This window comes from Lentilactobacillus parabuchneri DSM 5707 = NBRC 107865, assembly GCF_001435315.1.
Classification (GTDB): Bacteria; Bacillota; Bacilli; order Lactobacillales; family Lactobacillaceae; genus Lentilactobacillus; species Lentilactobacillus parabuchneri.
On sequence record NZ_AZGK01000002.1, the window covers coordinates 158,028 to 181,931 of the forward strand.

Genomic DNA, 23,904 nt, shown 5'->3' on the forward strand with positions numbered 1-23,904 from the left:
CTAAAATGGGACCTAGCATTTTTTGTTACCGATCGCCTGAAACCCCGTTTTCCATATCCAACGACAAATCCGCTTTGTCATCAGCCGGTAGCAGGTGAATCGCGTGTTTCAATAAGAATGGCGCAATCAGCGTTGATAAAATAATCACTAAAATCAGGTCTGAATAGTAAGCATCTGACAACAAGCCGGATGAGAACCCAATTTGAGCGGTAATCAATCCCATCTCACCTCGAGAAATCATCCCCGAACCGATCATATAGCTGCTATTCAGGTTAAATCCGTTGAGTATCGCTCCCAAGCCACATCCAAACAGCTTACTGATGCAGGCCAAGAAGGTCAAAATACCAACAAATAGGATTGAGTCGCCAATGTGGGCAAACGACATGTTGAGACCAATGCTAACAAAGAACATCGGGACAAACACCGCGTAGCCAATCGGTTCCATATGATTCTCAATGGTTTCCCGATAGGGTGTGTGAGCAACCGCAATGCCGGCGAAAAACGCGCCAACCGCGCCGCTTAGGCCAACGACCTCAGCAATGTAGGCCATCCCCAGACAAATCACCATCGAAGTGATCGTCACACTCGAGGCCATCAACAAACGCTCCCCGATTCTCATCACATAAGGAACAATCCATTTGACCATTAAATAAGTGAGGACAAAGAATGCAATTTGCTCAATAAAGACCAGTGCCAAAGAGGTCGACGAACCACCCGTCTTGACACCTTGAGAACCCATTAAGCTAATCATAATTGACAACAGAATCACACCAATAATATCATCGGCGACCGCCGCGCCAAGGATCGTGGCACCCTCCTTTGTGTCCAAGGACTTGTAATCCCGTAGAACTTCAACTGAGATTGAGACCGATGTCGCACTGAAGACCACACCGATGAAAATCGCTTCTAACGGTGAAAATGAAAAGGCAATGCAGGCGGCGCCAATCATGACGACTGGGAAAATGACCCCAATGACGGCCACGATAATTGCCGGCCGTAGGTATTTTCTCAGTAACTTCAGATTGCTTTCCAGACCCCCAATGAACATTAAGATAATCACGCCAATTTGTGAAAACAGGTTAATCATATTGTTCAGTTGGATCCAGTTCAGTAACGCCGGTCCCACGATAATTCCGACCAGAATCTGGCCAATAACCGAAGGAATTCCAATTCGATTGGATAAGTGCCCAGCCAGCGTGGTCAACACCAGCAACAGGCACAGGGCACCGATAAAGGTCATCTGATAATCTCCCTTCTTTAAATGTCGTTTGATTCAGTAGGTTTATGTGTTAAAAAATGCAGCGAACTATGTGTTAAATTCTACTAACTAGTCATTTTCCATTTGAGCCGCTCTTGCGCCCATCAAAGCACTGATGAAGTGAATGGCCAGGCCGATGATGAGTCCAATCGCAGCTGGTAACAACCAGTCCATTCCAAGAGATGCACCCGGCAGAAAGTTGTCTAATTTCAAGATAGTTGTCGCAAAAGCCGACTTTGAAATAATTGCCGGAGCTGCAGCAATCGCATCCAGAATTGCTGGGATGATGGTAAAGATTGTCGTCCAGATATAAACACGACGGTCGTGGTTAAAGAGTGGGGACGCAATCGACAGGATAATCAACGTAATTGCCAGTGGGTACAGGAACATCAGCATTGGTGTTGACCAGGCGATAATGGTATCAAGACCAAAGTTGGCAATTCCAAATGAGAGACCTGTCGCAATCAACAGCCAGGTCCGGTATGAAATCGAGGGGAATTTAGCGTGCAATGCTTCAGAGAATGATGTCGAAAGGCCAACGGCAGTTGTCAGGCAGGTCAGTGTTGCCATCGTGGCTAAAATAACCTCACCTGTGATCCCCAGGAAATGGTTGGCAATCTGGTTGAAGGCGATCCCACCGTCAATTGAAAGATTAAATTTACCCAGGCTGGTGGCTCCCAACCAAATCAATCCAATATAAATTAATGCTTCAAGCCCGATTCCAAGGGCGCCGGATTTAATTGTCGTCATTGAAATATCTTTGGCGTTTGTTTGTCCCAAGCTGCGAATCGCCGTAACGATCGCAATTCCAAACAAGAGACCTGCAATACAATCCATCGTGTTATAACCTTGAAGAAATCCATTAAGAATCGATCCATTTTTGTAGGCAGCATCAGTAATGGGTGCGTTGGCTGCCTGACTGATTGGGCTCGTAAATGCAATTGCGAAAATAATAGCAAGTAAGGCTAAAAATGCGGGATTCAAAATTTTACCAATTGAATTAATAATGCCTGCTGGTTTGCGGGAAGCCCCGTAAGTAATCCCGAAGAAAATCAATGAGTAAATAAATAACCACATTGGCTGCTGTGCAGCACTCAGATGGCTTGCAAAGCCGATTTGAAATGGCGTTGTTGCCGTCCGTGGTGTCGCAAACAGCGGTCCCAAGGTTGCACAAACTAATACCATAAAGAAGGTCGCATAGCGCTTCCCGATTGGCTTAGCCAAGTCATAGATCCCGTTACTATGAGTTACCGCGATTGCAATAATCGCAAGCAGTGGCAATAACGTCCCAGTCAGCAGAAAGCCAATCCCAGCGGTAAACCAGTGGGCCCCGGCTAATTGTCCCAAGTGAATTGGAAAGATTAAGTTGCCGGCACCGAAGAACATTCCAAATAGCATTGAGCCGATAATCAGATAGTGTTTGAATGATAATTTCTTTGATTTAGTTTCCATATTGAAGACTCCTTATTTATTAAATACGTTAGATATCTCAATTTTCTGTTTTTAAATCGTTTAAATTCATCATTTGTGACTCGGATAATGCCACCTGACTTACCCTGGCTTAAATTCATTTTCATCGTAATAACCCCCTTTAATGACAAAAAAACGTCCCTCAAGATTGATTTCAATCTCAAGGGACGTTTACACGTGTTACCACCCAAATTCTCAACAACTTCACAGCTGCTGACTCACCATGTACGGCCGAAACAACTTCAGCGATACACTGGCGCTGTAATGGGCGCTCCCAACAAACACTCGCAGCATCGCTCGCATTTGTCGCTCGAAGGCTACTTTCATCACTTAGGCTTTTGAATCGTTCTCACTTACCCGATTCTCCCTGAAAAAGCGCTAAGAGATTACTCTCCTTGTCTTAGCAAAATCTCATATTTCTGATTGCCATAAATACTAACCCGTTTCTGATCAGATGTCAACCAGTTTTATTTAACTAATTTCACATTGTGTTTAGTGTAGGTTAAATGCCAGCCCTTTGGCAATGAGTGGTGGGCAAATTTACCCGAGAGCTTGCTGGATTTCAAGATGACAACGCCGGACTTGAGGCCCTTGGCGTTCTTCACAACCACTTTGCCACCAAGCTTAGCGTGACCGGAAACTGATAACTTGCTATTGGCATTCAGCTTCAGAGTTGCCTGACTGCCTTGGGTATAGCTGCCCTTCACAACCACGCTCTTGTTGGATAAGGTTAATTGACCGCCAGCCAAGTTCAGGCTACCATTGCCCAATGCATGGGCGTTTTCAGCAACCAAAGTTCCAGCCTTAATTGTGGTGCCGCCCTTGAATGAATTATCACCAAGCAGGCTCAACGAACCCGTGCCTTCCTTGATCAAGCCGCCCTTACCGGAAATATTATTCTTCCAAGTATCAGCAGCGTTGAAACCACCTTTTTTCGCATCCATATTGACGGTGGTGTCAGACAAGAATTCGCCAAACCCATTAGCAGCCTTAAAGAGGTTCAAACGGCCCCAGCCTTCGGTATCATCGGTCATTGGATAGCCGGATGGAAGACCAGTTGTGTAAAGTACCTCACGCCTTTGAGTGGCATTTAGATATGGCAGCCGGGTTGCCAAGAGTACCTCAGCTCCCTTTGGCACAACCATCGGCTTTGTGGTGTCACCAATTGGTGAGAAGCCATAAGTCAGACGATAGGTATAGTTCTTCAAATTTGTCTGGTAATCGCTAAATGAATCCTTGGCCGATTTGTCCTGTGCCTTGGATAAATCTTTCTGCGTATCCTGGTATGCTTCACTCATTAATTGTTTGTTGTCGGGGTCGTTCAAAGTGGCCGCTGTCATTGCAGTCCCAATCACCCGACCGCCCATAACGGCAAGCGGTGAATGACGGCCTGCCAATACTCGGTCGTAACCGACTTCCGAGGAACGGGTAATCAATTGCTGGTATCTTTCTGGGAATAAGTAAGCTAAGGTTTCACCTGTCTCAAATGCTGCCGTGGTGTGACCGCTTGGGAAATCGTAATCATTAGCAGCGGCTGAAGCCATAACGTTTTTCAAGTAGGGATTCACTTTGACTTGATCACTTTGACGATAAGGACGGGTGAATTTGATGTAAGCTTTTGGTGTCCCGGTTCCAGACCAAGTTGAATCTTCAGCAATGTCCACCAGCTTGACTGCAGAACCCAAGGTGGCGTTCTCGTCGGCCCACTTCATGGAGCTGTAGGGAGAACCTGCAGGCAGTGGCGCGTTAGGTACGGCATTAAAATCCGTCTGCGCATTTGTGTCCTTAATAAATGCAGGTGCGTATTGACCAAAGCCACTGATGAGGTTATATCGAAGGTCGCGACGGTCCGTTAAATATGAACGATCGATTTCAGCCTGCGATGCACCATTTGAAATTTGAATCGATTTATCCAAATTCTCTTGTAACAATGATGCGTTGGTTTTTGTGCTGGTCGTTGGATTCCAGTATGTCAAAAACGTATTGTTGAACAACGCAATTGCCGGATTTGTATCCGGAGTCGAATTGGTCTTCACGTTTTCCTGATAGTGATCAACGAAATACCCGTACGATGCCGGTACCGGATTCAATTCACTGGATAGACTTGAATCACTCTTTGCGTTTACCTTCACATCGGCATTCTGTGAACCTAAAACGGCGGTTCCGGTTAACGTCAAAAGAAAGGCGCTTTTCAGAACCGTTTTCAAAATTGTGCTGCTATGTCTGCTTCCCATGCTTAATCCTCCCAAAATGAAACAATTTCTATGAAATGCCTATCAGAACAACAAGTATCAGCAAAACCACAAATGATATCTCCCAGCCCAACTTGGGAGTATGCTTGATTTCGTACAACATTGTTGACATATTCACACCATCCTTTAGATAGTCCCTGATAACCACTCCTGATTCATCTTTAGTGTACTTTCGGGATGTAAATTAGCCGCAAAGGATTTGTAAAAAGTGGGTAAAAGTTGACCAAACACATTGATTTTCTCCAACTCAAAAAGGCCCGGGCAAAATGCTCGGACCTTTTGACAAAACATCGCAATCCCGCCTACTGCGCAGCAGACTGGTCGCATTTAATTTCTGCAGATTGTTTTTGGAAAATTTCCTGCAGCTGAGCAGAGTTCAGTAACTCATCGCTTTGAATCAGCTTGTAGGCTCCCATAAATGTCGAGCTGATGAGTTCCTTGAGCTTTTCTTTCGGGAATTCATCGGGGTGTTGAAGCCAATCGTAGCACACCCAGGCAAAACCGCTGGATAGGAAAATAATCGTGTAATTCAAATCCCATTGGCGATCCCTGGTCGGATCATTTCCGAGTCGACCTCGGTTAAACAGCCCACCGACAAATGAAATTGCCTGCTTGACATCTTCTTGAATCATTCGAGTAAATAACATGGTGTCAACGGTCGATACCAGCTTAATACCTCGACTATTGTGACTCATATAATCAACCGCTTGGCCAACAGATTGGATAATTGCTTCCATCGGATCATCCTGATTTTCCCAACCTTGGGAAAATTGGTTTAACTCCTTGGTGTACTTATCTTCCAGCTGGTCAAACAAGTCATACACGTCATGAAAATACGTGTAAAACGTCCGGCGGTTAATATGAGCGGCCTTGGTCACTTCGGTCACACTCACTAATTTGAGTAGTTCGCGGCCATCCGACAACCGGGTTGCGGCTTGACTTGTCGTCACTTTATTTTCCATCACGGCAATAAACGCGCGAAAGATTGTTTGTTTCATCGAAATGTTTTGAAACATATTCGTTCCCCCTGTAAGAAACCCCGAACATAACCCCTAATTGTTATTCGTCTATGGTTATTATAACCTACATTGACTAATAATATTAGATACAGGAAAGCAGCCCCCGGAAAAACCGGTGGTTGCCAACCTGAAGATTACGACGTAAGTTCCCCTTCTAATTAATTTAGAACTAATCTACTGAAAACTTACGACGATGAGAAATCCAGACGTAACCAAGAACATCAAGCAACATTAGGAGTAATCCTAAAACTGCGATCAGGACTTGATTTCCGATATTCTCATTTGTTTGAGGTAACTTCTGTTGAGCCTTTAAACCATCTTTACCCGTCACTGAGTCAGGAACCAAGGCTGATTTTGGCGTCGTCATCCCTGATAATCCATTCATCTGTGACGAATTTGTTTCGGCGTTTCGATTACGGTTACCATTTTCATTATTTGTATTTTCGCTGACTTTATTCGATTTTCCATGATTGGTTGATGGGGTTGCAGGGAATTGGCTGTTCCCTCCAACATGATTACCTGTTGAAGGGACTTGGCTAGTTCCTCCGTTATTTGAATTATTGGAAGCATTTGGCAAACTCGGCAATGAGGAAGTGCCATCGGCGCTAACCGATGAGCCTCCAAGTGTCGGTAAGTTAATGAATCCATTATTCGTGGTACCACCAAACAATGATGAACCGAATCCATTTTGGGCACCCAGACCAACGATCGGAAGGATAATTGGCAAAAGTGCTGGAAGGACAACTGGAATACTGATAACAACTGGGAGTAATGGGACCATTGCGACAAGGACTGGCAATCCAAGGACAACGAGCGGCAATACAACCAGTGTGGAAATGATGATTGGCAGTATGACTGGTAACAACACTGTCAATACAATTGGTAACAGTAACGGAAGCAAGGCAGCTAACAAGACCGGTACCAACAAGATCGGCAATATCAACGGAACGATAATTGGGATAATGATTGGCAGTATAACCGTCTTATTTCGACCAACTAGGGTTTGAATCAATCCTGGCAAGATTGAAGCAAGCGACTTAATCAGCGAGTTTGCGCCATTTCCGATTACGGCTAAAGTACTCATGAGAGGAATCAATGCTAACAACAGTGGCAAGCCATTGAAGTTAATATTGATGTTAATGTTATGATTCTTGTTCCCGTTCAACAGATTGCCCAGAAGGCTTCCCAGCAAGCCACCAATCAGTGGTGATAAGAAGTTCTTGAGCGTATTTCCAAGCTGCTTAATGCCATTAGCAATCAAGCCAGCTCCGATAAGTGGTAACACACCGAAGCCGATCAGCGGAAGAACAAAGCCCTTCATGAATGATTGGGTAGCATTCTTCATCAGACTGTAGCCGATTAATAATCCTGTGTTGAGTACGAGAATTGTTTGTGCAATTTGACCAACTGTCTTCAACAAATTATCAAGCCAAGCTGGAACTTTGATGGTTGGAATCAATCGTGATAACAACGATAAGCCAACCATTTCGGCACCGAACAACGTTATGTTCATCAAGTTCTTTATCAACTGTGAAAGGCCACTCTTTAGTGAATCGGCCACAGTTGAAATTGCGGACTCAATGGCATTTACAACGCCGATCAAGCTTGTGTTGAGGTTATCAAGAACACCTTTGAAAATCAGGTTCAATAATCCAGAAACGATGTTCTTGCCCACGTTGAATAACGTGGTGATTGGTGCAAATAATACGGATCCAATTCCAGAAATGATTCCTGGAATCACTTTCAAGAAACTAACGAGGTCAACCACATGAGTCAACAAGCGACCCAAGAGGAATCCAGGAAGACCAAGGATGACGGCATTGAAAATTGCGAGTGGATAAGTGATAACTTTACCCAAACCGGCAATCACGTTGCCAATCAACTCTGGAACTCCTTTGAACGAAAGTACTTGAATTGGGAATGTGATGAGCTTAATGAAGAAGTTGGCAACATTTCCAAACATCTTGAAAATCTGCTGACCAAGTTGATTAAGCCCGTTCGTAACGAACCAAATTGGTGCAGTAACAGCAAACATCATCAGATTAGTCAACGTGTTTTGAATGCCTTTAATCGCATTCCCAACAAATTTCTTAATCCCGTTCACTGTCATGATTGCTTGAAGAAGGCCGCCGATGATCAACGGAACAACCGTATCAAATACCTTGAAGAACAAACCGTTCTTGACCAGTAATTTAACGAATTGAAGCGGTTTGATTCCAAATAACATCAAAGGCAAAATCAAGCCAAACGTGAGTAACTTACCTAATCCTTTTGTCAAACCACGGGTAATCAATGTCGCCAATCCGGATAAGGCAACTGTCTTAAACAGATTTTGTAAGAATGATCGACCGCCATTTAACAAGTTGCCAAGACCGGACAGAATAATCGCCGGCAGCCATTGAACGAAACTGTTGCCTAATAATGCCAATGGAACGGCAAGAATTAAGCGACCAAGTCTGTTACCAGGCAATGACAACAACAAGGTTGGTAAGAAGAACAATGGAGAAATAAGCGTTAAGCCTAAGCCGGTGAGACCACTGGCAATCAGCGGCAAAACGAGTTGATTCATCAGCCAATTGAATGGGCCGACGACGACTTGCTGGTTAACTTGTCGTAAGAATCCAAGAACACCAAGTGCTCCAGGAACAATGGCAAATCCTGTCAGCAGATCGCCCAAGTGTTTGATTCCGCGAATGAAGAAAGTAAATGTTGAGCCGATCTTCATCAATCCCTGAACGATTCCTTTGAGAACCTTGGGAACGACTTGACCTGCGTTCCACATCTTCTTGATGTTGGAAACAAACGATCCAATGGCTTTAAGTGGATTGCTGCCGTTTATGATGAATAATAAACCGGCAATGTTGAGCAACAATTTACCAAACAGGCTTGTGATCAAGTGGGTAATAATTGTTACCGCTCCAGAAATCAGGTGGAATACGAATGACCCTAATGCAAGGCCAATCCCCCAGATGGTTTGTAATCCCTTAAAGACGGTATTAACTGCGTTGACAATATTTTTCAATATGCCATTCAGTTTATTTTGAGCTTTGATTGTATCAATAACTGACTTCACGAATCCAACAATAAGAGTCAATGGATTCAATAAGGTATTGAGAAGTCCCAATCCAAAGAAGACAGCAATTGGTACAAGGTTGTTGATGACGAGATCAAGAACGGGTTTGATGAACAAACTATACGGCAGGCCAAGCAGTGCCAGGCCGGCAGGAATCAATCCACCAAGCAACATTGCGCCTTTGAACAGACCACCGAGTGGGTTGACGATATCAGGTAAGCCAAGAACGGCTAACTTAACGAATCCACCCAAACCATTTAAGAAGGCCTTAAATAAGTTAGGAATGACAGCGAACAACGACTTGATTCCGTTATTAAACAAGTCTTTGAGACCTTGGAACAATCCTGATAAGCCTGTCTTAAACAAGTTATGTGCCAAATCTGTCAGTCCCTTGGTTAAAAGACCAATGAGGACTAGTGGCATTAACAAGCCGCCAAGCAAACCAGCTGCGATGCCAAGAGCCAAACGGCCGAAGTCGTTCATGATGTCTCCGGCAATGTTTCCAAGACCTTTGAAGCTATTAATCAATGAAGCAAACAGCTTAGGAACTTGATTCAATGCGAGTAACCAGTTAAGTGGGAAGATTGGCAACAGCAGTGAACCAAACATCTTAAACAGTGACATCCCTGCTGATAATCCTTCAGCAAGGGTCTTAAGACCATCAAGGACAAATGCAGATAACGGACCTAAGAGATCCTTTAAGACATTGCCCATCTTCTCAAACACGTTTAGCAATGGATGCTGACCATTCAAGACACTCTTCAAGACGTTAACCAATCCGATTAACGGCCAAGTGAACAATGCCAACGGTAAGAGAAGTAATTTCGCCAAATCAAGGGTTCCGTTAATCAATAACTGACCGATTAGGTTAATCAAATCAGGAATTACTTGAGCCAATGACTTCATGTGCGCCATGATCAGTGGAATCAGCATTGCAACTCCAGCGATTAATGGCAATCCAAGTAAAGCAAGTGGACTCAGCAATAGTGAGATGATTGAACCGATCATCGTCGCGATGACTGGAATCATCAGCCCAATCAAAGGCATCCCGAGCAGACGAACAATGGTTTGAGCAACACCTGCCAAGGTGGCAAAGATAATCAGTGGTAAGACCACATTCTTAATCAAGTCACCTAACAGCTTCAATGGATTGAGATCATTTAAGAACCCAAAAGTATTTTGAAGCAGTGCAAATGCTTGTTGAACAACCCCGATCCGTCTCAAAACATTCAATGCTGGAATGATTAGATTCATCAAGCTCAGAGCAGCTTTAACGATGTTACCCATAAACTTGGCAATCTGGCCGACAGTGAGCATCAAGCCAACAAGACCTGCTCCGATAAGCGGAAGAATCAGACTTGTCAATGGATTCAATAGATTTAACAATCCAAGAATCCCAAATCCGATGAGATTGAAAATCGTGGTAATTGGAGAAATAATCAAACGGCCTAGTGAACTGAAGATCGTTTCCGGAATTGAGAATAACAATCCCGTGATTACGTTTGAAACTAATGACCATAATCCAGCTAATGCTTTATTAATAAAGTCATTGAGCTTCAAAGCTTGTTGCATCAACCAAGCTGGCAGGGTTAACAAACCACCGATCAAGCCCTTGGGAAGGATAACAATGATGTTCAAAATGGTTCTGAGCAAACTGTTGAGCAAGTTGTTACCAAAGAGCTTCTCGAATAAAGTGGTAACCGCGCCAGTAAGGAATCCAGCAACGTTTTTAATCAAACCTAGTAATGGATTAATGACGCCTGAAATTAACAGTGCAGGCAAAGCAATTGGTAATGCAACCAAGCCAATTGGCAGCAAGTTAATCAAAATTCCGAGCGGAATCAGGATTAAGCCTGGAAGACCAAGTGACAAGAGCATCGATAAGCCAATTACCGTTGAGAATGTCAGAGGAACGGCGGTCATGATAAAGATCGCGTAGTTCAATACGGCAAACATTCCCGGAACCCAAGTTCCAACAATCATCCAAAGAATGTCAACAATTAAGGCGACAATCCAGCCAATGATTGGAATCAGGCCAATCCAATTTGCCATACCCCAAATTGGATTTTCCATAATCAGGTAGTAAATAAACAATTCAATTGGGAAGACGGATCCCAACCAACTTTGGGCAATCATAAAGGTTCCCGCAAGGAAGGCCGGAATGGAAGCAACACCCAATACGGCAAAGATAACTGCGGCTAAAACAGCGGCCAATGGATTTGCGATAAATCCAGCAATTAATGCAAAGCGTAGGCTTCCGACAATTCCAGGTAACGCAATTAGAGTTGCAACCAAGTCACCTATCAGCATCAATGGTAATGTGATCAGGGTAATGCCAACTCCAAGGAAGGCGGCCATTGGTAAGAGAACCCAGTAGCTTAAGAATGAAGGAACGTTAATTCCCAAATTCAAAACTTCTTGAAGAATGATGACGATTGCCCCAATTCCGACCACGATAAAGGCAATGAATGCCAAGGCGAGGACGGAAGGAATGGCGTTGAGAACGTACAATCCAATCAATCCGATTAATAACCACTTTGCGTTGAACAATGCAAGGCCGGCTAATAATCCGACACCTGGAATCAAGCTGATCACATTGACGTTTAATCTGAACAGATCCATAGTTCCCAATCCGAGGACTGCAAGTAATGGAAGCGCCAGGTAAGCGTAATTTGTGATGTTCTGGAACAAATTACCAAGTGGATTCAACCAGTTTGTGAACGAACCTTGGAAGAAGAACAGTGTGGCAGGAATGAAGATGCCACCTAATCCCCAGTACAAGATTGGTTGAACAAACATCGTGTAAACCATGATAATAAATCCTTCAAAGTCGGCAATCGGGTTAACCGCTAATGTCAAGCCAATTGGACCTAAGAACCAAGTCCAGATGATGTTGACAGCAATACCGTAAATGGTTCCAAGAACTAATCTGGCAATACCCAACACGATGGCTGGTAATGCAAGAAGACCAAGCAAGACCGCCCCACCGATAAGAAGAATTGGTAAGCCGAGCAATCCGGCTAATCCCAGTGATAAGAATTCTGCAGCACCGATGACGGTTGAGAATGTGAGTGGCACTTGAGTCATGATAAAGATGGCGTAGTTCAATAATGCAAACATGCCAGGTACCCAAGTACCCACAATCATCCAAATAACATCAACGATTAGCGCAACAATCCAGCCAATAATCGGGATTAAGCCAATCCAGTTAGCCATCGCCCAAATTGGATTTTCCATAATGATATAGTAAATCGCCAATTCGATTGGGAAGACTGACTTCAGCCAACTCTGTGCGATCATGAAGGTTCCGGCAAGAAATACTGGAAGTGATGCCACTCCAATCACACCGAAGTTAAATGCAGCCAGGATGGCAGCCAGTGGGTTAACCAATAAGCCACTAATCAAGCCAAGTCCCAAGTTACCAACGATGAAGGGTAATCCAATCAGTGTTGCCAAGAGATCACCAACAAGCATGGATGGAAGGCTAATCAGAACAATTCCGACACCCAACATCGCAGCCATTGGCAAGAGGACCCAGTAACTTAAGAATGATGGAACGTTAATTCCGAGGTTAAGCACTTCTTGAAGGATAATGACGATTGCGCCAATTCCGACCACGATGAAGACAATGAATGCCAGAGCGAGGACGGATGGAATGGCGTTAATCACAAATTGTGCGATCAAGCCGATTAACCCTAATTTAGCAAGTGTCAAAGCGATGAAGCCAATCAAGCCAACGCCTGGGAATAAGTTCAGCGTCAGCATTGAAAGCCGAAGACCATCGATGGCACCGAGACCAAGTAATGCAAGAATTGGTAATGCAAATTTAGCAAAGAACGTGATTCCTTGATAGAGATATCTTAATGGGTTCAGCCAGTTCATAAATGCCCCGGCAAAGAATAAGAAGGTTGTCGGAACCGTCAGACCTGCAAATGCGATATACAAAACAGGTTGAGTGAACATAGTGTAAATTGCAATGATAAAGCCGATTGCATCAGCAACTGGGTTGACCATCAGATCTAGCGCGATTGGCCCTAAGAACCATGTAAAGATGATCAACGAAGCGATTCCGTAGACGAGTCCAAAGATTGCTTTGCCGACTGATTTAATAATGCTTGGAATAGCTAACAATCCTAGAAGAATTGCGCCTCCGATAAGCAAAATTGGAGCGGCAAGAATTCCCAAAAGTCCAAGGGAAAGCAATAAGGAAACGCCGGTAATCATTGAGAATACCATTGGAATAGTTGTCAAAGCCCAAATTGAGTAATTCAGGAATGACATCATTCCAGGTACCCAAACACCCATGACGAGCCATAAGACATCAACGATTAAGGCGACAATCCAACCAATGATTGGTACCAGGCCAATCCAGTTAGCCATGGCCCAAATTGGATTGTTCATCACAACGTAGTAAACAAATTCTGCAAACGGGAAGACTGATGAAAGCCAGCTTTGGGCAATCATGAAGGTCCCAATGAAGAATGCTGGGATGGCAGCAACTCCGAGAATTCCGAAGTTCAAAGCAGCTAAGAATGCAGCTAGTGGATTTGCTAAGAATGATTCAAGCAAGCCAAGTCCCAAGTTACCAACGATAAATGGCAACCCAATGAGCGTTGCAAACAAGTCGCTTACCAACATCGATGGAAGTATCAAGATGACCGAAAGGACACCTAAGACAGCAGCCATCGGTAAGAGTACCCAGTAACTCAAGAATGATGGTACGTTAATTCCGATGTTCAAGACTTCTTGAAGGATGATGACAATCGCACCAATTCCAACAAGCAAGAAGACAATCGCACCTAAAGCGAGAATTGAAGGAATGACGTTAATCACATATTGCGTAATAAGTCCGATCAATCCAACAACCCCATTGAACAAACCAAGATTTGCCAACAATCCCATTCCAGGAACAAGACTGATAAAGAGATCTGAAATTTGAAGACCAACAACGGCCGCAAAGCTAAGCAGCAAAATTGTCGGTAATGCAAATTTCGCAAAGGAAGTTAAGCCTTGGAACAAGATTCTCAGTGGGTTTAACCAATTAAGGAACATTCCGGCGAAGAACAATCCCGTTACAGGAATGCTAATGGCGCCGAATACCCAGTAAAGAAGCGGTTGTTCAAACATGGTGTAAAGTTCGATAACGTAGCCAATGAAGTCGGCAATCGGGTTAACCGCCAAATCAAGTGCAATTGGTCCTAAGAACCAAACGAAGATGATGTTAGCTGCAATCCCGTAAATCAGGCTGCCGATCAATCCTGCAATCGTTTTAATAATGCTTGGAATAGCCAACAATCCTAGAAGAATTGCGCCACCAATCAAATTAATCGGTAATGCAAGTAGACCAACAAGCCCCAGTGACAACATCAGTGAAACGCCAATGATTGCAGAGAACGTGGTTGGAACGGCTGTTGAAATAAAGATTGCGTAGTTCAGAAGGGCAAACATACCAGGTACCCAAGTACCCACGACCATCCAAAGAACGTCAACGATCAAGGCAACAATCCAACCGATAATTGGGAATAAGCCAATCCAGTTAGCCATTTCCCAAATCGGATTCTGCATAATCAGGTAGTAAACAAATAATTCGAGTGGGAAGACGGATGAAAGCCAAGTTTGGGCAATCATAAATGATCCCGCAAGGAAGGCTGGAATTGAAGCAGCTCCGAGAATACCAAAGCTAAATGCAGCAATTGCTGCGGCAAGTGGATTTGCAACAAAGGCAGTCAATAATCCAAGTCCCAAATTATTAACGATAAACGGTAATGCCAACAAGGTGATATTGAAATCATCCCTGAGCATCAGTGGTAATGTGATCAAAATCGCAGTAACCGTTAAGATAACTGCCATTGGTAACAATACCCAGTAGCTCAAGTACGATGGCACGTTAATTCCGATATTCAATACTTCTTGAAGGATGATGACAATCGCACCAATGCCAACGACTAGAAAGACGATTGCAGCGCCTGCAAGTATTGATGGAATCGTGTTAATGACATACGCAGCAATTAAGCCGATCAAAGCCCATTTTGCAAGCCCTAATGTGAATGCGGAAATCAAACCAACTCCTGGAATGATACTAATTAATCCGGCCGATAAGCGAAGTCCATCAATTGCCAAGATCCCCAATACTGCAAGAACTGGCAATGCTAATTTAGCAAAGGAAGAAATACCATTAAAGATGTCCTTCAATGGGTTCAACCAATTAATGAACATTCCGTTAAAGAACAGAATCGTTGCAGGAATTAAGAAGATTCTAAATCCATAGAAGAGAACCGGCTGCGTAAACATGGTGTACAGCATGATGATAAATCCAACAAAGTCGGCAATTGGATCAACTGCTAATTTAAGCAGTAATGGACCTAAGAACCAATTAAAGACAATGTTGACACCAACGCCGAACAACAGATCAGGAAGCATTTGTAAGCCGTAACGAATGACAATTGGCAACCCAATTAGGCCAAGGACAACTGCTGCGCCAATGAGCAGAACCGGCAGTAAGAGCAAGCCGTTAATTCCAGTCGCGAGCAACAGTGAAACCCCAATGATCGCTGAGAAGGTTAGCGGAACTGCCGTCAAGATAAAGATCGAGTAGTTAACAATCGCTAAGATTCCTGGCAACCAGGTACCAACAATCATCCAAAGGACATCGACAATTAAGGCAACGATCCAACCAAGGATTGGGAATAAACCAATCCAGTTGGCCATTTCCCAAATTGGATTTTGCATTACAACATAGTAGAGGAACAGGTCAAATGGGAAGACCGCGGCAAGCCAACTCTGAGCCACCATAAATGCACCAGCGAAGAATGCGGGAATCGATGCAAGACCGATAACGCCAAATACAACGTTTGCAAGGATGCCGGCGATTGGATTTGCCAAGAATGCGGTCAACAAACCAAATGACAAGTTACCAACAATGAATGGTAATTGAGTTATGACGGCAATCGCATCAGCGGCCAGCATCAATGTCAATGACATTAATATTCCCGCAACGGTGAGAATTGCGGCCATTGGAAGTAAAATCCAGTAACTCAAATACGATGGAACGTTAATTCCGATATTTAGAACTTCTTGAAGTACGATCACAATCGCACCAATTGCAACAACGCCTAAAACAATGATTCCAGCCACAATAATTGACGGAATAATGTTAATGACGAACTGCGCAATTAATGCTATCAATCCAATTTCACCTGCAGTCAATGCCAGCCATGAAAGTAAGCCAACACCTGGAATGAGGTGTAATCCGACCAGTGACAACTTAAGAAGCTCAATGGCGACAAAGCTGCCCAAGCCAAGTAAGATCAGGGACCAAGTTCCAAAGTCGGAAATGGATTGGAAAATAAATCTCAATGGGTTCAACCAGTTTGCAAACATGCCAACAAAGAAGAATAACGTCAATGGAACGGTAATTAATCCGAAGACGATGTACAAAGCCGGTTGAACAAACATTGTGTAAACCATGATGATGAAACCAACAAAATCAGTCATTGGATCTACAGCAAGGTTCAAGAAAATTGGACCTAAGAACCAAATCCAAATGATGTTGGCCGTCAAACCAATCAAAAGTGTTGGCAGCATAACCGCCAATAGACCACCTAAGATTGGTGCAACTGCGTTGATAATACCGCCGATGAAGTTGAGAATTCCCTTTACAAATTGACCGGCAAACAGGCCAATCAAGCCTGAATTGACGTTATTGACAAGGCCTTCAACAAGCGTTAATGGTAATTCAACCAAAGCAGCAAGTAATGCGAGTGGGACGGTAATTCCGTTGACAACCGGAATCAGTGCGGTCAATAACCCAAGCAGGATCGTTGGAATAATTCCCAATAACTTGAGGGCACCGAACACCCCACCATTCGTTAATAATCTGATCAATCCAGTAATTGCACCGCCGATAAGAGCTGGAATCAAGTTTGCAACAAACCCGTTAAAGATCTTGAATGGTAATTTTGCGAAGTTTAACAACCCTTTAACACCAAGGTTGATAAGACCAAGCAAAGGAAGACCAAATAACAAGCTGGCAACTCCGCCGATAAAGGCTAAGGCACCAAATGCCAACAAACTGATAACAGCATTCTTAAGGAAGTTTAAGACTGCAGTGATCGGTGAAAGTAACAATTTGAGTCCATTCTTGGCAAGACCAAATACTGAAACAATTAAAGCGATGCCAAGAATTAAGTTTAATCCTGGAATAAGGCCTGGTAATGCAAGCAGGATAACTGCAAGCAGTGGATTGTTTTTCAACAAACCGCTCAAGACACGAATTCCAAGCAAGGTAACTGGGATGGCGATTGATACAGTTAAGCCGATTGCCCCAATAATCAGTGGCAAAATGAGCTTAACAACGCCATTCAAGGCTTTGAGACCAAAGCCCAGAGCTCCGGCAATTGCCTGATTCAACCATACAAGTGGCGTTAACAATAATTTAGCAACGCTACCAGCAAGTTGGCTAAGAATGATGGCACCGATGAACTTGGCAATGATTGTTGGAATTGTTAATAACAATTGCGCAATCTTGACGATGTTCAAGGCATTGGTCAAAAGATCCAATGGCAATACAATCAATTTAGCCAGCAATGAACCAGCTGTTAATGCAAATAAGAGACCTGCAAGCAGCAAGTGGCCGGGGACAGGAAGGATTGCGGTAACGATGGTTGCAAGCGCACCAAGTAATGTCGGCAATCCAGCTACGGCTTTAACCGCAAAATTCAAGAGGTTCAAGAATCCGAGGATAAAGTCCATCACTAAGCGGTTACCAATCTTAAACAAGCCAACAAATAGATTTAAGGCCAAGACTGCCGCCAGCGAGAATGCTTTAACGGTATTAGTAATAAATTGTGATACCAAGCCTGGAAGTGCACTCAAGCCTTTAGTGATGATTGAAACCAAACCATTTAACAGTGTGTTTGAAAGAAGGATCATGCCTAGTCCAAGCAGACCGTTAAGTGCCAACAATCCAAGAGTTGATAGGATCAACCCACCGATTGTCAGCGGTAAAGTGACCAAGAAGAACTTCGCTAATTGAAGTAACGTCTTGATGACATTTCCAGCCAGGCTTAACCCGCCAAGAACCAGTAAGCCGAACAAACCGGCACCAAGGGCAAATAATGTATCCTTGATAAGCGTTGAAATGACGTTTTTACCAAACGATAGCAAGGCTTTTAGCAAGTTTGATGGTAATGAGGTCAAGCCAGACCAGAGTGCCTTTAATAATCCTGAATTCAGCTTTCCAAGTAAGCTCAGCAATTCGTGTGGCAATGCCAGCAAAATTGTTGAGAAAAGCGCCAACTTGCGAACAAGATTGAGGGCCGGAATTCCAAGCCAAAGCGGCAAGGTCAAGCCACTCAAAATCAATTGGCCAACAAGGGCAATTGCATTCAAGATAGTGGTGATAAATGACATCAATTTGAGTCCGGCTCCTAATAATAACGCCGCGATCAATGGGAAGATCAAAGACATTAAGTTCGTTAAGCCGAAGAAGTTACCGGCTAATTTGATCAGGAACGTTGGAATTGCAAGCAGATTTGCAAGCAACAAACCAGCGTTTAATAGTAATGGCACACCGAATAAGAATAATCCGATTGGCCCTTGGGTAATCACACCGTTAACCAAATTGATGATGTTCATCAATGTTCCGATGGCAAGTGCCGGCAACCAGCTGATTAAATCATTGGCGATTTGAACGATTGGGTTCAAAATCAGCAGCAAAATTAATCGGCCAATGGCAGAACCGATGCCACCCAGAAACATTAATGGTGTTGAAACCAGCAGATTGAAGCCTAAGACTAAAAGCCCGGCCAAAGTGCCGATGACATCGGGAACAACGTTATTGAGAATTCCTTGGAAGATCATCGCTGGAATACCAAGCAATAGGCCAAGTAAGCCAGTAACGCCTTTAAAGTGGAATAAGCGTTTTAATAAGTTCGGGATGACATTAAAGAATCCATTGCTAATGGACTTAACAATGTTCGTGATGCCACCTGCAATCAGCTTAACGATAAATGCGACGAATTGTGGCAACATAAAGTTGTTCACAAACATCTTATTCATGGTCTTGATGAGATCCCCAACGACACTCAGTGGTCCAAACCCAAATAAGGTATTAAAGATCGAACTGAGGATAGTTGGAATAATCGTCAGACCCACTAATAACAGATGCGTATTAATGACAGACTTAATAGTTGAAATAATTGTTCCCAAAACTGCTTTAATCGCATCAAAGACCCATTTGAGTTGTAATCCAACCGCAAAGATTGCAGGCAGGATAACGGGGGCCAAGGCCAGCCACTTCAAACCAAATGGCAATAATAATCCCGAAATAACGGAACCGACTAATCCAATTGGTAAAAGTATGAGTGGTAAGCCAAATGAAATGAGCGCATTGAAGACGACCGGTAAGCCATTTTTCAGCAGCGAACTGATTGTTGCAACTGAACCGGCTAAGAATGCCGGCAGCCAGCTGAGCAAACTGTTCCCCAACAGAAGTAATGGGAAGTTAATGATCGATGAAACGATGTTATTCAATCCTGTTCCCAACAACATGGCAATTGGTAAGCCCAGCAAACCGGTAATAACTGGCAATGCCAAGCCGGTACCAATCACAGCGATTGCAGGCAACAGTAGATTTGCGATACTTGGTACTAAGATATTTGTAAGAATAGTGAGCGGTAAACTCAATATTGCCAATATTGGTGATGTCAAAATCTTAATACCAGTAATCGCTGGTATTATAAACAACAATCCGTTAAGAAGTGCCGCACCACCAACAACGGGGCTGACAACTGTCTTAATAACTTGTTGAATTTGACTTTCAATATTAGTGACAACATTTGCAGCTAAAGAACTTACTTTAGCAACGAGTTTAGCCGTTCCCGTAACCAAGTCGCGGAACAAACGGTTAGCAATGTTGATAACAACGAATGGCAAGCCGCCAAGTGCGATCGTTAATGGTAAGGTAGCCAATGTCAAAGCACCAACGACCAAACGAACGAACAGCGGACCAAGGGTTGTCGAAACCAGGCTACCTGTTTTATTAATAGCCTTTGTAACTGTTGTAGCTACTGTCGTAGCAATTGCTGTTAATGGAACAGCAATGAAAATCACATTGGTAAATTGTTTCAAGGTATTCAGGCCTGCTTTAATATTGTCAAAGAATTTCTTAAGTGCCCAACCAGCAAGTGGAATGAGTGCTAGAAATGCCATGGCAATCTTAATCAGGGTTGGTGCGATGATGAACGCTGGGATGATTGCTCCCAAAGCAAGTGCTTGAATCACGTTCTTAGCACCCTGAATAAATTTGTTAATTGCTGATGTAGCTGAACTGAACAACTGACGACCCAACATTGTCAAAATTAACGTGACAAGTGAAGCGCCAATTGCAAAACCAGCCAAAAGCGGCACGTTTGCTAAACCAGTGCCAAGGTTCAAAAGGTTTCCTGTGAGAACTGAGAAGGCCAATGCTGAAACAACTGAAAGAATCGCATTAATCGGATTAATGATTGATGAAACGACTCCCAGCAAAGGTGCAGCAAGGGCTAAATGACCAAGAACAGTCATTGTTGTCGCGATTGCGTTGATTGAGCCAATGATGAAACCAGTAATAAAGGTTCCAAGATTTGAAATGGCAGCAACGGCATTCGCAATGTTACTAATTGTCTTGAAAATGACCGGAAGAACTGCAGCGGCAATTGCACCAGCTGCAACTGCGGTACCAATCATGGTCATGGTTGTTCCAATGGCAATTGCACCGCCAATGGTTCCGAGTGTCCCGATGGTACCGATCGTTCCGACGACGCTTCCAATGGTAACAACAGTTCCGATTGTGACGGCCGCATCGATAACTGGCTTGGCGATCAATAAGCCACCAATAATCAATGGTGCATTAATCATAATCAGCCCAACGTTAATTAGTGCTGGAATAATGATTAGTGGGGCAATAAACGGAGCAGCTTTGAAAGCAACGTTGACAATTGATTTCGTAACTTTAACAATGTTAGAAACTGCTGAAACAGCTGAAGAAATGACCGAACCAACAATTGGAATGGTGGTTAAAGCACCAATCGTTGAAACAGCAACAAATGCACCAATTAACCCAGGAATGATTGATAATGGATTAAAGACGTTGACAATGTTTGTGACAGGATTGCCACCAATATTGAAAATGTTGGCCAAGCTGAACATTGACGATCCGCCGTTACTTGAAGCGGTATTTTCACTCGCTTCTTTTTGTTGCTTGCTGGTTTCTTGAAGGTCTTTGTAGTAATCGGAATTTTGAAGAATATCTGAATCAACAGCATCATCGAACATATCCGGTGTTGCGGATGATCCAAGTGACTTGAGCAATTGTGGCATGGTAGCAGTCAATGAACTCGGATTAGTTGCGTCCGGTTGTCCGTTGATGGTAACCAAGGCAGTCTTACCTGTTGTCAAAGGAATCTTGTAGTTCCAAACCTGACTGTCGTTTGCACCGGCAACTGCCATTTTCTTAGCGATATCATTTAAAATCCAAGGATAATCCTTGACGATTTCGCCTTGTTCAGTGGCGTCTGCCCATGAACCAGTCTGGCTGGCAACTTGAGATTTGATATTATCAAAAATTGCGGTTCCATCTGAATCTTCAGTGTTTGCGGTTGATGACTGGGTATCACTTCCGTTCGACTGTTCAGCTGCAAGTTTCGTATACGTTGCTTTTGGATCACTTGCAGTTGGCGTCGGTGCGGTTGTGTACTTCGAGGTATTTAAAGTGCCATTGTCGTTGGTAAAGGTTGTTGACCCAACAACGGCATTATAAGCATCCTTGGCTGAAGCATTTTGGAGATTATTCTGCTCAGTTTGAAGATCCTTATAGTATTGTGACTGCTTTAAAATATCCACATCAACTGCTTCGTCAAACATCCCGGTCTTCGATGAATTCCCTAAGGACTTCAACAGCGCTGGCATGGAAGCAAGCAGTGTTTTCTCATCAGCTTTTGCGGTACTTGAACGGCCGTCGATTGTAACCAACGCCGTCTTACCGGAAGTCAAAGGAACTGCGTACTTCCAAACTTGACCTTTTGTATCTTGATTAGCTGCCATCTTTGAGGCGATATCTTTGAGAATCCATGGATAGGATTTGATAATTTCACCTTGTTCGTTGACAGTGGCCCAAGTGGATGTTTGATTTGAAACGTTCTTCTTCACTGCGTTGAAAATTGCTTCGCCTTCAGAAGTTTGTCCTGTGGAGTTTGCATTATCAGTCGCTGAAGAAGTTGTTGCATTTTGATCTGTCGTAGTCGCGGTTGATTGACTCTCTGCAGCTGAACTGACTGTTCCAGTGGAATTAGCCTGTGCAGTTGTTGGAGTGGTCGATGCCTGACTGCTTTGATCATTTGACGATGTCGTGGTTGAAGTTGCACCACTAGTCGTTGCTGTTTCAGATGATTGCCCGGTAGTTGTCGTGGAAGTGCTCTGCTCATTGGCGTATTTGTTATACGTTGCTTGCGGATCACTTGCAGCAGGAACTGGGGTTGAAACATACCCCTTTGTCGTTGAACCTTGTTGAATCTTGGTTCGTGATAAAACGGTATTATATGCATCTGAAGCATTCACATTTTGCTGCTGTGATTGAGAAATTGACCCATCACTGTTGGTAGTAACAGTTGAATTTTCATTGGCAGCAGCTTGCGTATCTGCAGAAGAAGTCGTTGTTGCGGCTGACGCTTGAGTTGTCTGATTGGAACTTGTAGAAGTTGATTGAGCGGTTTGTGCTTGTTCAGACGAACTCGTTGAATCAGTTGTCGTCGATTGTGAAGGAGCGGCTGCTTGAGTAGTTGAAGCTGATTGAACAACTTTACTTGCTTGCGGCCGATTGACTTCGGTTGAAGTGGTCCCTCCGGTAGACGATTTCGCAACAGCTTTGCCTTGTGTACTTACGTAACTTTGATTGTTCGAGTTGTTTGCTGACCGGTTCGCATAACTTTGCTGACTTGTCGTCGCAGTACTGTCACTTCTTTGAGCTTCCTGGCTCTTAATACTGCTTTGCTGATTTGTCGTTGCATTGTTATTGTTTGCTGTTGGACTCGTTGCAGCCTGCTGCGTGTTAGTGGTACCAGTATGACTTTGACCCGTTGTTGCTTGTTGTGTCGCAGTATTATTGGTATTTTGCTGACTGGCAGTGTTCTGCTGAGTCGTTGCATTCGAGGAACTGGCCTTATGAGCACGAGCGGCTAATTTAAACGAATGAATTTGATCATTGTCAATTACCAGCTTGTGGTTATCAAATGTTCCTTTGACTTCGGTTGTCATTTTCTTGTTCTTGGTTGGGATCGCATAAGCTTGTCCGTACAACCCGGAATTTAATGACTTTTTGAAAGTCAGAACCAATTCGTGGTCGCTCACCTTTTTATAGGAAAACGGCAACGATTTTTGATAACTGGCTCTTAAATTCTTCAAGTTAACGTTCTTGCTACTAAATTTAAAGTGAATCTGATCACCCTTCTTAAAGTAGTTGGCGCTGGTAGGCTTTAAGGCCACCTTCAACACTGGTACCTTATGAGAATACTTGATGGAAGAAGTAATTGCCTGCTGGCTTTTACGTTTTGGCGTAAATGCTTTATGGACTGACTTATCTCCATCAGGTTTCTTCGCGTTGACATCAGCGTGGGCGTTTAACTCATTGCCTAACATTACCTGAACTGAAGAATTCGCAAACAGCGGTGACATCAAGATCACTGTTGAAATCCCAGCGACCAAACGTAAGCCACGTTTGCTGTTCTTTTTCATGGCGGATATGTTTCACATCCTTTCCTCTAAAACCTGTGTGACAATTTTGTATCTAAAAATCAA

5 protein-coding genes and 1 other annotated feature are annotated in these 23,904 nt (G+C 43.6%); all 5 genes read right to left on the reverse strand.

The window, feature by feature from the left end; translation table 11 throughout:
- Nucleotides 1–25 precede the first annotated feature (25 nt).
- The 5 genes from FC51_RS03260 to FC51_RS03280 all read right to left on the reverse strand — a co-directional run bounded on the left by FC51_RS03260 (nucleotide 26) and on the right by FC51_RS03280 (nucleotide 23,841).
- Entirely contained in the window at nucleotides 26–1,240 is a 1,215-nt protein-coding gene (locus FC51_RS03260; RefSeq protein WP_057909472.1) for a cation:proton antiporter, read from the reverse strand.
- A gap of 87 nt (nucleotides 1,241–1,327) precedes the next feature.
- A complete protein-coding gene (gene brnQ, locus FC51_RS03265) occupies nucleotides 1,328–2,710 on the reverse strand; it encodes a branched-chain amino acid transport system II carrier protein (RefSeq protein ID WP_057909471.1) in 1,383 nt (460 codons plus the stop codon).
- A 178-nt stretch (nucleotides 2,711–2,888) separates the two neighbouring features.
- Nucleotides 2,889–3,139 (reverse strand) — a binding site (T-box leader).
- Between the two features lie 56 nt (nucleotides 3,140–3,195).
- The gene (locus FC51_RS03270; protein WP_057909470.1) at nucleotides 3,196–4,962 is read right to left on the reverse strand and encodes a phosphatase PAP2 family protein; all 1,767 of its coding nucleotides are present in this window, start codon (nucleotides 4,960–4,962) and stop codon (nucleotides 3,196–3,198) included.
- A gap of 320 nt (nucleotides 4,963–5,282) precedes the next feature.
- Nucleotides 5,283–5,996: a TetR/AcrR family transcriptional regulator gene (locus FC51_RS03275; protein WP_057909469.1), complete on the reverse strand. Its 714-nt coding sequence runs from the start codon at nucleotides 5,994–5,996 to the stop codon at nucleotides 5,283–5,285.
- Nucleotides 5,997–6,168: 172 nt separating this feature from the next.
- A complete protein-coding gene (locus FC51_RS03280) occupies nucleotides 6,169–23,841 on the reverse strand; it encodes a hypothetical protein (protein WP_057911145.1) in 17,673 nt (5,890 codons plus the stop codon).
- Nucleotides 23,842–23,904: the final 63 nt, after the last annotated feature.